General features: G+C 69.2%; 11 protein-coding genes. 7 read left to right on the top strand and 4 right to left on the bottom strand.

Translation table 11 applies throughout. The features are described 5' to 3' along the window. The first annotated feature begins 102 nt into the window (after positions 1 to 102). The 4 genes from N553_RS20280 (at position 103) to N553_RS0100070 (ending at position 3,681) form a co-directional block, all read left to right on the top strand. A complete protein-coding gene (locus N553_RS20280; RefSeq protein ID WP_051639709.1) occupies positions 103 to 1,035 on the top strand; it encodes a glycosyltransferase family 2 protein in 933 nt (310 codons plus the stop codon). A gap of 81 nt (positions 1,036 to 1,116) precedes the next feature. Next, a complete protein-coding gene (locus N553_RS0100080; RefSeq protein WP_034620354.1) occupies positions 1,117 to 2,250 on the top strand; it encodes a DegT/DnrJ/EryC1/StrS aminotransferase family protein in 1,134 nt (377 codons plus the stop codon). 34 nt (positions 2,251 to 2,284) lie between these two features. Beyond that, on the top strand, positions 2,285 to 3,214 hold the full coding sequence (locus N553_RS0100075) for an NAD(P)-dependent oxidoreductase (RefSeq protein WP_028044844.1): 930 nt from the start codon (positions 2,285 to 2,287) through the stop codon (positions 3,212 to 3,214). Further along, positions 3,211 to 3,681: a DapH/DapD/GlmU-related protein gene (locus tag N553_RS0100070; protein WP_051639708.1), complete on the top strand. Its 471-nt coding sequence runs from the start codon at positions 3,211 to 3,213 to the stop codon at positions 3,679 to 3,681. The genes N553_RS0100075 and N553_RS0100070 overlap by 4 nt, the downstream gene beginning before the upstream one ends. A 26-nt stretch (positions 3,682 to 3,707) precedes the next feature. Here the strand turns inward: N553_RS0100070 and N553_RS0100065 are convergent, their stop codons facing one another. Both N553_RS0100065 and N553_RS0100060 read right to left on the bottom strand, forming a co-directional pair. After that, complete coding sequence (locus tag N553_RS0100065) at positions 3,708 to 4,673, bottom strand: Gfo/Idh/MocA family protein (RefSeq protein ID WP_028044842.1); 966 nt, start codon at positions 4,671 to 4,673, stop codon at positions 3,708 to 3,710. After that, a complete protein-coding gene (locus tag N553_RS0100060) occupies positions 4,670 to 5,770 on the bottom strand; it encodes a DegT/DnrJ/EryC1/StrS aminotransferase family protein (protein ID WP_028044841.1) in 1,101 nt (366 codons plus the stop codon). Before N553_RS0100060 ends, N553_RS0100065 begins: the two co-directional genes overlap by 4 nt. Before the next feature lie 179 nt (positions 5,771 to 5,949). Here N553_RS0100060 and N553_RS20275 point away from each other — a divergent pair, with 179 nt between their 5' ends. Both N553_RS20275 and lhgO read left to right on the top strand, forming a co-directional pair. Beyond that, on the top strand, positions 5,950 to 7,002 hold the full coding sequence (locus N553_RS20275; RefSeq protein ID WP_051639707.1) for a lysylphosphatidylglycerol synthase transmembrane domain-containing protein: 1,053 nt from the start codon (positions 5,950 to 5,952) through the stop codon (positions 7,000 to 7,002). 72 nt (positions 7,003 to 7,074) lie between these two features. Next, the gene (gene lhgO, locus N553_RS0100050) at positions 7,075 to 8,265 is read left to right on the top strand and encodes an L-2-hydroxyglutarate oxidase (RefSeq protein ID WP_028044840.1); all 1,191 of its coding nucleotides are present in this window, start codon (positions 7,075 to 7,077) and stop codon (positions 8,263 to 8,265) included. 23 nt (positions 8,266 to 8,288) lie between these two features. Here lhgO and N553_RS0100045 read toward each other — a convergent pair whose 3' ends face one another. Then, positions 8,289 to 10,604, bottom strand: coding sequence for a hypothetical protein (locus tag N553_RS0100045; RefSeq protein WP_028044839.1), 2,316 nt, complete (start codon positions 10,602 to 10,604; stop codon positions 8,289 to 8,291). A 1-nt stretch (position 10,605) separates the two neighbouring features. Next, positions 10,606 to 11,601, bottom strand: coding sequence for a dTDP-glucose 4,6-dehydratase (gene rfbB / locus N553_RS0100040; protein ID WP_028044838.1), 996 nt, complete (start codon positions 11,599 to 11,601; stop codon positions 10,606 to 10,608). 192 nt (positions 11,602 to 11,793) lie between these two features. Between rfbB and N553_RS0100035 the strand changes: the two genes are divergently transcribed. Further along, positions 11,794 to 13,677 (top strand): DUF4214 domain-containing protein (locus N553_RS0100035; RefSeq protein WP_028044837.1); only part of this gene is annotated, 1,884 nt, incomplete at its 3' end.

Here is a 13,677-nt window from a genome sequence, read left to right as displayed (position 1 = left end):
TTTCGAGCGGCCCGCAACCCGGTGGGCGAAACAGCCGCGGCCTCCGCCACGGACCGCCCGGAAGTGTCGCGCACGGCGTGCGCTCGAGTGAAGTGAAGTCGTATGACGTCAGCACAGCGGACCTTGTCCATCATCATTCCGGCCTACAACGAGCACGAGGGTGCGGCCGAGATCGTCTCGTTCTACCGGGAGATCCGAGCGTCCGTCCCGGACCTCGAGTTCGAGCTCGTCGTGGTGGACGACGGTTCCACGGACGGCACCTCCGACGCCCTTCTCGAGCTCCTTGGTCCTGAGGACCGGGCCAAGGTCATTGTCTTCTCCCGCAACTTCGGCTCGCACGCGGCAATCTCGGCCGGCTTCGCACACTGCACAGGGGATGCCGCTCTCACGTTGAGCGCCGACCGTCAGGAGCCGCTCAGCGCGGTGTTCAGCTTCGTGGAGCAGTGGCGCGACGGTGCGGACCTCGTGTGGGGTCTGCGTTCGGTCCGTTCATCGAAGGGAGGTTCGAACGAGTTCTTCGCGCGGACCTTCTCGAGCACGTTCCACGCGATCTCGACGGTTCCCACCTACCCGAGGGAGGGGCCCTCGCACATCCTGGTCTCGCGACGGGTGATCGACGTGCTGAACGCGATGCCTGAGCAGAACCGGAACGTGCTCGCCATGGCCGCGTGGACCGGCTTCGACCAGCGGCGCGTGTACTTCGAGCAGCTGCCGCGCCCGTACGGCAAGAGCAAGTGGACGTCCGCGAAGAAGGTCAAGCTCGTGACGGACTCCATCGTGGAGTTTTCCGCGGTCCCGCTCACGTGGATCGTGCTGGCGGGCGTCGTGATGGCCGGTCTCGGCCTGGGAGCCCTCGTGGTCGCGCTCGTGATGGCGCTGACCGGAGCTCAGGGCACGGGGCTCATGCTCGTCGGCGTCGTCCTCGGAGCGGTCGGGGTCCAGGTGACGGCGCTGGGGGTGCTGGGGCAGTACGTCTCGCGGGCCGGTGACGACGCACGGCGTCGACCCCTCTACGTCGTGCAGGACATCCACTAGCAGGACCTTCGGCGCACGATCGCGCGCGAAGGTGCTCGAGGAACCGCTGATAACCTGTCGCCGACTTTGGGAGTGGATCGCATGGATGTCGCGTTGGGGCAACCCACCGTGGGAGAGCCCGAGCTTCGCGCCATCGCCGAGGTGTTCGCATCGGGATGGCTGTCGGGAGCAGGGCCGGCGTGCAAGACCTTCGAGAACCAGTTCGGCGCGGTGGCGGGCACGCAGCACGTCCTGGCGACGTCCAACTGCGGGTCGGCGCTCCACCTGGGCCTCACCGTCCTCGGCGCCGGACCCGGGGACGAGGTGATCGTCGGGGACTACACGTTCCCGGCCACCGGGCACGCCGTGATGTGGACCGGTGCGCGACCCGTCTTCGTCGACGTGCGCCCCGACATCTGGAGCATCGACCCTGCTGCGGTCGAGGCCGCGATCACCCCGCGAACCGTCGGCATCCTCGCGGTTGACGTCTTCGGGCAGCCCGCGGACTACGACGAGCTCCGGCGAATCGCGGACAAGCACGGCTTGTGGCTGATGGAAGACGCAGCGTGCTCGGCGGGTGCCACGTACCACGGGCGCCCTGCCGGTTCCCTGGCGGACGTCGCGACGTTCAGCTTCCACGGCCGCAAGGGCATCACGGCCGGTGAGGGCGGAGCCCTGACGACGGACCGCGGCGACCTCGCCGACCGTGCTCGAAAGCTGCACACCTACGGGATCGAGCCGGCGCTCGCGCGTGCGGGCTCGCAAGACCTGCCGATCCCGTCGTTCGACGAGGCCGGCTGGAACTACCGGCTCTCGGACGTCGCGGCCGCGATCATGTCGGTCCAGGTGACCCGCCTGCCTGAGCTGCTCGCAGCGCGGCGACGGGTCGCGGGCGCCTACCACCAGCTTCTCGGCGACGTCGACGAGCTCACGTTGCCCGTCGCGCTCGAGGACCGTGAGCACCCTTGGCAGTCGTACGTGCTCACGCTCGGGGCCGAAGTCAACCGCGGCTCGGTCGCGAGCGCACTACGGGCCGAGGGTATCCAGTGCAACTTCGGCACCTATGCGTCGCACGTCCAGCCGGTGTACCGCGCGGACGTGCACCTGCCGGTGTCTCGCGATCTGTTCGCCCGTCATCTCGCCATCCCGATGCACGCCAACCTCACCGATGACGAGGTGGAGCGCGTCGCCGCTGGTGTCCGCCGCATCGTCACCTCGGCCGACCACCGCCGCTGAGCGGCGCACCAACGAGAGCAGGAGAACCGCACGTATGTCCAAGAAGACCGTCTTCTTCACCGGTGGAGCAGGCTTCATCGGCCTCCACGTCGTCCCGATGCTGCTGGAGCGCGGCTACGGGGTGCGCATCTTCGACAACATGTTCCGGGGGGACCGCGACGCGATCGCGAAGCTCGCCGCCGCCGGTGACGTCGAGCTCATCGACCAGGACGTGCGCTACGGCGGTGCCGTGCACCAGGCGATGAAGGGGTGCAGCCACGTCATCCACTTCGCGGCGGTGTCGATCAACAAGAGCCAGTCGGACCCGTACGAGTCCATGGACATCAACATGATCGGCAACCACAACGTGTTCGCGGCGGCCGCCGACCACGGGGTGGAGCGCCTCGTCTTCGCCTCCAGCGCGTCCGTGTACGGCGACCCGGAGCACCTGCCGATGAACGAGGACGACAAGCTGTCCCCGCTGACCCCGTACTGCATCTCCAAGCGTGCCGGCGAGGACCTGCTCGGCTTCTACCAGCGACGCGCAAACCTCTCGTGGATCGCGCTGCGGTTCTTCAACGTGTACGGGCCGGGCCAGAAGACGACCGCCTACTACACCTCGGTCATCAACCACTTCGTCAACCGGCTCCGCAACGGCGAGGCTCCCGTCATCGACGGCTCGGGCGAGCAGTCGATGGACTTCATCCACGTCCACGACATCGCGCGCTCGGCCGTGCTCGCGCTGGAGTCGGAGCAGGCGAACCTGCCGATCAACATCGGGACGGGCATCGACACGTCGATCGCCGATCTCGCGCGGATCCTGATCGACGCGGTCGGTGCGGACGTCGAGCCGATCTTCAACCCTCGCGACGTGCTGGTGAGCCGCAGGGCTGCGGACGTCCGCCGTGCACAGGAGATCCTGGGCTTCGAGCCGACGATCGACGTTCGCACGGGGATGACGGACCTCATCCGGACCGGCGGATGACCGAGCCCTTGCCGGTGGCGTCGGTCAGGTCGGCCGGGTCGCTTCCGGCCAACCCGTACAACGAGCTCGCCTGGGTCGTCGGCACCCCGCAGATCGGCGCCGGCACGTGGATCGGGGCGTTCACGGTCGTCGACGGTTCTGGGGGCTTGACGATCGGCGAGGGCTGCGACATCAGCTCGGGCGTCCACATCTACACGCACTCGAGCGTTCGCCGCTGCGTCTCCGGCCGCCGGTTCACCGAGGTCGAGCGCAAACCTGTCTCCATCGGCGACCGCGTGTTCATCGGTGCCAATGCAGTCGTGAACATGGGTGTCACGATCGGCGACGAGGCGGTCGTGGGCGCCGGGGCCGTGGTCACCACCGACGTCGCTCCTCGGACCGTGGTCGCGGGCGTGCCCGCGCGGGCGGTCGCCGACGTCGTGTTCGACGAGGACGGCCGAGCCAGCTTTCCGCCGGTCCAGCCCTGAACGGACTGAACGTCGTCGGCAGCGCGTCAGATCGCGGCTGCGCTAGAGGCTGCCAGCGCCCGCTCGACGATCCGGTGCGCAGGTAGCGCCGAAGCGCGCTCCTCGTCCGCGTCGATCCTGCCCTCGATGAGGTCGACGAACCGGTCGAACTGTGAAACCAGCGGCTCCTTGCCGATCACCTCGGGGATCTCGATCTCCGTCGCCTGGCGGTAGGTCGAGCCTTCGTCGTTCGCCTTGACCACGGCGTGCCGGTACGAGGTCACCCCGCGGCGCAGCATGTCGACCTCGATCGTGCGGTCGAGCTCGTGGATGACGAGCTTGCGCACCTTCTGCTGGCTGATCCGAGACGCGGAGGCCGAGGCGATGCCGCCGTCGGCGAACCGCAGGCTCGTTTCGATGACGTCTTCCGCGCCAGGGCTCGAGAGCGGGTGGTACTGCCCCACCTCGACGGCGAGGCTGTCCGGGTCTGCCCCGCCGAACAGTTGTGCGATCAGGTCGACGTCGTGGACGAGGAGGTCCCACGCGACGCCGGTCCGGATGCGCGGGGCGTACGGGGAGTGTCGCTCCGCGCGGACGTAGCGAGGCTCGGACAGCATGCCGCGTGCGACCAGGAACGCCGGGTTGTACCGCTCGAGGAAGCCGCACATCAGGGGCGCACCGACGCTCTGGCTGAGCCGGATGATCTCCTCGGTGTCCTCGAGCGACGGGCACATGGGCTTCTCGACCAAGAGCGGAAGGCCCTCCTGGAGCGTCTCGGTCGCGAGGTGGTGGTGCCACTCCGTCGCTGCCGCGATCACGACCGCGGTGGTACCGACGGTGCCGGCCAGGTCGGGAGCCCAGCGAGCGCCGAACCGCTCGGCGAGGGGCTCGCCCACCTCACGTCGGGGGTCGACGACCCAGGTGAGCTCGGCACGGTCGGAACCCGCGATCACCCGGGCGTGATTCGTGCCCATCGACCCCGCGCCGATGAGTGCGACGTTCGGGCGCGTCATCGGGCGAGGACGGCGCGCAGAGCCGTCGCGACCGTGGTGACGTCTTCCTCGGACAGTCCGGGGTGCACCGGCAACGACAAGCAGCGGGCCGCGACGTCCTCGGCCACGGGCGAGCTCGGCAGGACGACCAGCGGGTGCTCGCGGTAGCAGGCGTAGTCGTACACCGGCCGCGGGTAGTACATACCCGAGCCCACGCCACGCTGGGCGAGCTCCTCGACGATCGCTTCCCGGTCCGCGGCGCGATCAGCCGGAAGGAGCACCGTGTACTGGTGCCACACGTGCTCACGTCCCGGCAACGCCGACGGGAGCACGAGCCCTGGAATGTCGCTGAGGAGGTGGGAGAGCAGTGCCGCGTTGACGGCTCGCGCCTTGACCTGCTCCGGGTACGTCACCAGCTGCGGGACAGCGACGGCAGCCTGAAGGTCGGTCATCCGGTAGTTGTGACCGGGGATCTCGTACTGGTAGCGCTGGCGCATCCCCTGGTTGCGCAGCACACGCAGCTTGTCTGCCGTGGCGGCGTCGTTCGTGGTGATGATGCCGCCCTCACCGCTGGTCAGGTTCTTCGTCGCGTACAGCGAGAAGCAACCGGTTCCGAACGAGCCGGCGCCCTTGCCCTCGAACGACGCGCCGAGGGCCTGCGCGGCGTCCTCCACGAGGGCGAGCCCGTGGCTCGTCGTCAGGTCGCTGAAAGCGGCCATGTCTGCTGTCTGGCCGTAGAGGTGGACGGGGAGCACTGCTCGGGTCCGTGGACCGACGAGCTGCGCCACCGAGGCTGCGTCGAGGTTGTAGTCCGCGGTCGAGATGTCGCCGAAGCGAACGACAGCACCGGCCTCGATGATCGCGTTCAGTGTCGCGACGAAGGTGAACGGGCTCGTGATGACCTCGTCGCCCGGCTGCAGGTCGAGCACCTCGAGCGCCGCGACGAGAGCAGTCGTCCCGTTGTTGACCGCGATCGCGTGCTCGGTACCGACGATGTCCGCGAACCCGCGCTCGAGCTCGGCGACGACTGGTCCCTGGGCGATGATGCCGGAGCGGATGACCTGCAGCACCTTGTCCTCGACCGCCGTGCCAAGACGGAGCTGGGAGATCGGGATCATGCGGGCCTCGGTTCTCTCGGGCGCATCGGCGGCGCGCCAGCCACGCGCTCGTGGGCCGGGGGACGCGTCGCGTCTACTACGATGTTGGGCGGCGTCAATCATATCGGGCTCCGCCGACGTCCCTGTCACCCTCCGTTCTGGGGCAGGTCGAGTGATGGCGGGCGCCGATGAAAGGGCACATGGACGACAGCACGCTGCAGCCAGACCTTGGCAACGACCCCGCTCGTTCGGGTAAGGACGCCCTCGTGGTCGACCCACCGCCCGTCGCGGCGAAACCCCGGCTCAGTCCGAGGGTGATCGCGATCGCCAGGGTCGTGCTGCTGGCTCTGGTCATCGCCGCCGCGAGCTGGACCCTGTTCCACAACTGGGCCGAGGTCCAGCGCGCGATCTCGCACATGTCGTGGACCACAGTGGTCGGTGCCACGGCGCTGGTCGCCGTCGGCATCGGGTGCGGGACATTGAGCTGGCAGGTGTTCGTCGACGATCTGGGCACGCCGATCGGGATCCGCCGAGGAGGGCAGATCTTCCTGGTCGGGCAGCTCGGCAAGTACCTGCCCGGATCGGTGTGGGCGTATGTCCTGCAGCTCGAGCTGGGTCGCCGGGCCGGACTCGCGCGGACGCGGGTGTTCACAGCGACGGTGTTCTCGCTGATGGTCGCTGTCGTCGGAGCACTGATCGTGGGCGCGCTCGCCCTGCCGCAGCTCGTCAGCGAGGATCCCAGCCTCGCCTGGGTCCGGTGGCTGTATGTCCTCTTGCCGTTCGGCCTCGTCTGCCTGCACCCCAAGGTCCTGACGGCCGTCGCGAACTTCGGCTTCAAGCTCCTGCGTCGCCCTCGGCCGACCCACCCGGTGCGTCGGCGCACGGTGCTCCACTCGCTCGCCTGGGCGCTCGGTTCGTACTGCTGCTACGGCGTCCAGCTCTGGCTGCTCGTCGGCAGCGACGCCGACCTCGGTCGCCGTCAGCTGCTCCTCTTCATCGGCAGCATGGGCATCGCCATGGTCGCCGGGTTGTTCGCGATCCTCCTCCCGTCGGGTGCAGGAGTGCGTGAGCTGGTGATCGTCACGGTCCTCACCCCGCTGGTGGGGGTCGGTGCTGCGATCGCCTACGCGGCCGTCTCCCGTGTCTTGTTCACGCTCGCCGACCTTCTGATGGCCGGCGGTGCTGCGGCGCTGGCCGCGGTCGCACGGCGACGCGAGGGCCCCTACGTCGGAGATCCCGGCATCGAGGTGTAGTCGGGGAACGTGCGGAGCGCAGGGCGTGGGCGCGTGCTCACGGATCCAAGGACGGAAGGCGGCAGGGAGCGAATGGCTCGGATCGTTGTGGTGGGCTCTGGGATCGTCGGCCTCGCCGTGGCGCGGCAGCTCGCCGGGCGCGGCGACGACGTCATCGTGCTCGAGAAGGAGCCGCGGATCGCCCAGCACCAGACGGGCCGCAACTCTGGGGTGATCCATTCGGGCCTGTACTACCCACCCGGCAGCGCCAAGGCGCGGATGAGCGTCGCGGGTGCACGGTCCATGACGCGGTACGCCCAGGAGCGCGGGGTCGCGGTCGAGACCTGCGGCAAGCTCGTCGTCGCCACCGACGAGTCAGAGATCGCGAGGCTGCACGTCCTGGCGGAACGCGCGACCGCGAACGGCGTTCCCGCGCGGCTGATCTCCGCGACCGAGGCGCGCGAGTCCGAGCCCGAGGTCAGCTGTGTCGCGGCGCTCCGTGTCGAGAGCACCGGGATCGTGGACTATCCCGGAGTGTGCGAGGCCATGGTCGCGGACCTGCTGGCTGCCGGCGCCGAGCTGCGGCTGGGGGAGTCCTTCGACTCCGCACGGACCGAGCACGGGTCGATCGTCGTGGAGACGTCGTCAGGGCGACTGACGGTCGACGCGCTGGTGAACTGCGCCGGGCTCCACGCCGATCGCATCGCGGCGGCGTGCAGCGTGGACCCGGGCGCCCGCATCGTGCCCTTCCGTGGCGAGTATTTCGAGCTGGTGCCGGAGCGTCGGTCGCTCGTGAGGGGCCTCATCTATCCCGTTCCAGACCCACGGTTCCCGTTCCTGGGCGTGCACCTGACCAGGTCGGTCACCGGCGAGGTCCACGCCGGCCCCAACGCGGTTCTCGCGCTGGCCCGTGAGGGGTATACCTGGACGGATTTCCGGGCAGCGGACGTCGCCGACGCACTGTCGTGGCCGGGAACGTGGCGGCTCGGCGTCCGGAACATCGTGCCGGGCGCTCGCGAGGTCGTCCGGTCGCTGTCCCGCGCGGCCTTCGCGCGCAGCCTGGCACGCCTCGTCCCGGGAATCACCGCAAAGGACTTGGTGCCGGCGCCCGCAGGGGTTCGAGCTCAGGCACTTCGGGCTGATGGTCAGCTCGTCGACGACTTCCTGGTGCGTTCCGCACCGCACCAGGTGCACGTCATCAACGCGCCGTCGCCCGCGGCGACATCGGCGCTCGAGATCGCCGATCACGTCGTGCGGCAGCTCGACGAGGTCGTTGCTGCGTGATGGCGTAGCGCTGTCCGGCGGCGCTACGGAGCCGCCGCAGCCGAGCGCGCCGCGAGGCAGGTCTGGGCGGCGGCGCCCAGACCCGGCTCGGCCGAGAAGCCGTACATCTTGAACGGGGTCGCGCTGCCGTCGAGACGCTCGATGCCGACGACCGACTCGGTCTCGGTGAGCGCGCCGGACCAGCGGACCTCCTGGACCCCGGGTGCAAGCTCCACCTGGGCGCCGTCCGGCCATGTCACCCGTAGTCCTGACGTCGGAACCTCGATGGTGAACGTGGTGTCGGCGTGGGCCCATCCACCCGGGCGAAGCGTCAGGATGCGCAGGGTTCCGGGACCAGGCTGGTCATTGATCAGCACGTTGCCGGTCGGGTGTGTCCCGACCCCGGGGTAGAGGATCGGCGGTGCCAGAGCGACGTCCGAGAGGTCGTCGGTCCCGGCGATGCAGGTCGGATCCGTGCTGTCGAGGCGGTAGAACTCCCATCGGCCGCTGCCGCTGGTCACGTCCGGCCTACCCAGCACCGTACGGGCGGTGGCGAGAGCCACCGGATTGTTCGTGAGCGCCGTGGTGTCGATCACGAGGCCCGTGAATCCGGCGGCCTGCACAAGCGGGACCTGCTGTGCGAAGGGCCGTTGCCCGAGGCTTGTCTGCCAGTCCGACTTGGGATCGCCCTGCAGGCCACCGTAGGACCAGCGCAGACCGTCGGAGTACAGGTACGGCAGGAAGCCGTCGTACGCCGACGCTGGCGCCGTGTCGGTCAACGACAAGGGGAACGAGACGTCGGGGTACTGGTAGATCAGCGACTGGGACGGCATGTCGTCCTGGATCTGCGACGTGAAGTCGGTGACGTCCTTCTCGGTCGCCACGGCCACACCCGGGTCAGGTCGGTACCACGGACTCGTCTGGTCGACGACGGCGACCAGCGTGAGCGCGGCGACCGTCGACCACAGAACCCAGCGCCGGCGGATCTTGTCCAGCGTGACACCCGCCGCGAGCAGTGCGAGAAGGGCGATGTAGATGTGCATCCGGCTCCACGCCCGAAGGCCGCCCCCGTTCAGGACGAACGCCCACAGCTCGCCGATGCTACCGACGGTGTAGCAGATGATCGCCACCCAGGTCAGCGCCGCGAGGGTTGCGACGACCGGGGAGGTCTCGGCGGCGCGCGGGCGCCAGTACACGAGCACCGCCCAGACCATGAGCGCAAGGAATGCCACGGTAGCGACGGCGCCCAGAGCCGGCTGCTCGGCAGGGTTCGGGAACGTCGAGTCGTAGCTGTTGCGGATGCTGCGGAAGAGCCCACTGCGGTGCTGCGCCGCAGGCAGCAGGAACGCCAGGAGCTTGCCGGAGTAGACGTCGGCGTCGGCGGCCGACCGCGACAGTGCGATCGACGGGTAGCCGAGGGGCGACGGCAGGTAGAGCTTGTCCAGCCACATGGCGACGACGAGCGGGGTGCCCAGTGCCGCAGCACGCAGCGCCGCCGGCGCGATGGCGCGACGCAGACCGAACTTTCGCCACGCCCCCAGGGCGGCGCCGACCACGAGCAGGCCCGCGAACACCGCGTAGTAGGCGTTGACGAGCGAGATGGACGCACAGCCGAGCAGGACGGCGCCCTCGATGACATAGCGCCGACGACGCATCCCTTGGAACGGGTGCACGAGCGACGTGGCCGCGATCACGCCGAGCGGCACGACCCAGGACTGTGCCAGCGAGAAGTGCCCGGTGCCCCGCAGGAAGTGGTCAGGGAGCAGGGCGAACGCGACTCCGACGAGGACGCTCGCCGCCCTGCTCACGCTCAGAGTGCGGGCGGCGACGACGGCGAGCGCCGCTGCGGCGGGGAAGGACAGGATCAGCAACCAGGTCACTGCCGCACCGGCACTGCCGGTCAGCGGGACGAGCACCTTGCCCACGAGGCCGAACAGGAGCTCGTCCGTGACGCTGTACGAGTGGCTGTTCTGAGCGAACGGCGCCGCGAGGCGCGTGCCGTGCTCGTACCAGCCTGACTCGATGATGTTCTGCACCCAGGCGTGGAATGCCAGGGAGTCGCCCGAGGGGGTCGCGATCGCCGAGCCGAAGGCCCACGGGCGATAGGTCCAGAGCGCGGCCGCGAAGGCGATCGCCGCGGCGAGCGCGTAGGGCCATGCCGCTGCCGCACCAGCGGCCGTCCGCTGTCCGAGCCGGCCGGCGCGGGTGGACGTTGGTGCCGCCGACGCCTCCGGGTCGACCTCCGGCGCAGCCGACTGACTCTGTTCGTGCTGCCCGGCCTCGGCTGCGGGGGAACGGGGGAGGGACTCGTCCTCGGTCTCCGTCGACGAGCCTCCCTGTGACGCCGCCTCGTTGGTCAAGTCAGCGCCCGAGACCGCTGTAGCGGGCCTCGGTCTCGTCCTTCTGCGGCCGCCACCAGGCCTCGTTCTCGCGGTACCAGGCCACCGTCGCTGCGAGTCCATCCGTGAAGCTGCCGAACCGAGGCTCCCAGCCGAGCTCCTCCTTGAGCTTGGAGGCGTCGATCGCGTACCGCAGGTCGTGTCCCGGGCGATCGCTGACGAGGTCGTAGTCGTCCCGGGACCGGCCCATGAGCTCGAGGATCGCCTCGACGACCTGCTGGTTGGTCTCCTCGCCATCGGCACCGATGAGATAGGTCTCGCCCGGGCGGCCGCCGTCGATGATGGCCCAGACGGCAGAGTTGTGGTCCTCCACGTGGATCCAGTCGCGCACGTTCTGGCCGCTGCCGTACAGCTTGGGGCGCACACCGTCGATCAGGTTGGTGATCTGCCGCGGGATGAACTTCTCGACGTGCTGGTACGGCCCGTAGTTGTTCGAGCAGTTCGAGATCGTCGCCTGCACGCCGAAGCTGCGCGCCCAGGCCCGGACGAGGAGGTCGGAGGACGCCTTCGTCGACGAGTACGGGCTCGACGGGTTGTACGGGGTCTCGGGCGTGAACTTGGCCGGGTCGTCCAGCTCGAGGTCGCCGTAGACCTCGTCGGTCGAGATGTGGTGGTACCGCACCCCGTGCCGGCGCACGGCCTCGAGGAGGGTGTACGTGCCGATGACGTTGGTCTGCACGAACGGCCACGGGTCGTGCAGCGAGTTGTCGTTGTGCGACTCCGCCGCGAAGTGCACGACGACGTCTGCCTGAGCGACCAGCTCGTCGACGAGCTCGGCGTCGGTGATGTCACCCTTGCGGAACTCCACGGACCCGCGCACCGGCGCAAGGCTCGCCTCGCTGCCGGCGTAGGTGAGCGCGTCGAGGACGACGATCTGCACATCCGGGCGGTCGCGGACCGTCTGGTGGACGAAGTTCGAGCCGATGAAGCCGGCGCCGCCGGTGACGAGCAGTCGCACGAGAGCGAACCTCCAGGGACGGGGTGAGAAGCCGCCACAGCCTACCCGCCCAGCACGACGGTCTATGATCGACGTCTTCGGGGCCGATCCAGCAGAGAACCTTCACATCGGTTGGGCGTGGCGGTGCTTGATCCATGAGCGGCATCGACAAACACTCGAGTACCGCAGCGCCGTCGATGTCAGGACACCCCTATGCTTCCGCAGCTCGTGATCGCCGTTGTCCTCGCCGTGGGCCTGCCCGCCGCGCTGCCGTCTGCCGAGGGGCCACCGCGAGCGACCGCCGTCGCTACCGACGAACCCTCGGGCGCACCGGATGGTGAGGACGCCTTCGACGAGATCCCGCTGGTGGTCCCGACGGTGACCGACGAGGGTGTCGTGGAGGCACCGAGCTCGGTGCCCGAGGATGCCCTCACTGCGGACCAGGTCGACGGCGACCGCGTGGTCACCGAGACGATCGAGGCCGAGGGCTATCAGACCGTCGGCATCACCTGGGCGCCTGACGCGGGCACGGCGGTCGACCAGCTCGACGCGGAGGTCCGTTGGCGGGACGACGATGGCTCGTGGGGTGCGTGGCAGGCCCTGGAGACCGAGGAGTCGGCTCCCGATCCCGGAACGTCCGATGCGCAGCGATCGACCCGGGGCGGGACCCACCCCCTGTGGTTCGGCGACGCGGACGCACTGCAGCTGTCGTTCGGTGCCGACTCCCCGACGTCGCCGTCGTCGGACCTGAACGTAGTCCTGGTCGGGTCCGGCGAGGACGCTGGCTCTGCCGGGCCGAAGCCGTCGGCCTCGATCGACTCGGCTCGGCTGAACGGGGCGGCTCGGGCGTCCGTGCAGTCCGCCGTCTTCTCGACTCCGGCGTCGGCACGGGCGTCGGTGGACGAGCAGCCGGTGATCTCGTCGGCTGCGCTCGTGACGGCCGGGGCGCCGCCGGCCGTGATCACGCGTGACCAATGGGGTGCTGCCGCTCCGGTGTGCACGCCCGACGTCGCCTCCAGCCTCGTCGGCGCTGCGGTCCACCACACAGCCGGATCCAACAGCTACAACACCGTCGCGGAGGCGGCCCAGCAGATCCGCAACGACCAGCGCTACCACATCGATGGGCGCGGGTGGTGCGACATCGGCTACAACTTCATCGTCGACAAGTGGGGAAACCTCTACGAGGGGCGCGCGCACAGCCTCGACTCACCTGTCATCGGGGTGCACGCGGGCGGCTTCAACACCGGAACGGTCGGCGTCGCGATGCTCGGGACGTACGACGCGGCTCCGCCGCCCGCCACGGTGGACACCGTCGCGCGGATCATCGGCTGGCGGCTCTCGGCATACAACGTGAACCCGAGCGGGACGATGCAGTACGCGACCGGGGTGGGGGAGAACTCCCGCTTCCAGAACCAGACGGTGACCCTTCCCCGGGTCTTCGGGCACCGGGACGTCGCCTACACCGCGTGCCCCGGGAACGGGGGATACGCGGTCCTTCCGCAGATCCGGTCCATGGCCACCAACAACTACGACAGCCGGCAGTACGCGGAGGCTCAGTCGGTGGTGCGGGCGATGTACATGGATCTGTTGGGCCGTGGTCCGGATCCGACGGGTCTGCAGGGTTGGTCTGCGGCGTTGTTGTCGGGGACGGGTCAGCCTGCGTTGGTGGCTGCGTTGACGCGTAGCGATGAGTACATCGCGTTGCGGGTGTCGAAGGCGTACAACGAGGTGCTGGGTCGTGCACCGGAGCCTGCGGGTGCGAAGGCGTGGTTGGAGCAGATCCGTGCGGGGTACGGCACGGTCGATGACGTGCAGCGGCGGTTCTACGACTCGGACGAGTACTTCACGGCGTCCGGTGGGACGTGGCAGGGGTATGTCCAGCGGCTGTACACGACGATGCTGCACCGGGGGGCCTCTGATGCTGAGGTCGCGTCGTGGGTGGCGCAGGTCTCGTCGAAGGGCCGGGCCTGGGTGGTGGACTCGATCTGGTGGTCTTTCGAGGCTGCGGCGATCCGCGCTGGTGGCTACTACCAGACGTTCCTGGGTCGGGGTCCGGACCCGTCGGGTCTGGAGGGTTGGACGAACGTGCTGCTCGCC

Origin of the sequence: Cellulomonas sp. URHE0023 (genome assembly GCF_000688475.1) — a bacterium.
Classification (GTDB): Bacteria; Actinomycetota; Actinomycetes; order Actinomycetales; family Cellulomonadaceae; genus Cellulomonas.
Note: the sequence above shows the minus strand (reverse complement) of the source record. Positions and strands in the feature narration are given on the sequence as shown.

Coding starts and splice junctions, on each gene's coding strand:
- N553_RS0100080 (WP_034620354.1), top strand. CDS start 1,117: ATGGATGTCGCGTTGGGGCAACCCACCGTGGGAGAGCCCGAGCTTCGC.
- N553_RS20280 (WP_051639709.1), top strand. CDS start 103: ATGACGTCAGCACAGCGGACCTTGTCCATCATCATTCCGGCCTACAAC.
- N553_RS0100075 (WP_028044844.1), top strand. CDS start 2,285: ATGTCCAAGAAGACCGTCTTCTTCACCGGTGGAGCAGGCTTCATCGGC.
- N553_RS0100065 (WP_028044842.1), bottom strand. CDS start 4,673: ATGACGCGCCCGAACGTCGCACTCATCGGCGCGGGGTCGATGGGCACG.
- lhgO (WP_028044840.1), top strand. CDS start 7,075: ATGGCTCGGATCGTTGTGGTGGGCTCTGGGATCGTCGGCCTCGCCGTG.
- N553_RS20275 (WP_051639707.1), top strand. CDS start 5,950: ATGGACGACAGCACGCTGCAGCCAGACCTTGGCAACGACCCCGCTCGT.
- N553_RS0100060 (WP_028044841.1), bottom strand. CDS start 5,770: ATGATCCCGATCTCCCAGCTCCGTCTTGGCACGGCGGTCGAGGACAAG.
- N553_RS0100070 (WP_051639708.1), top strand. CDS start 3,211: ATGACCGAGCCCTTGCCGGTGGCGTCGGTCAGGTCGGCCGGGTCGCTT.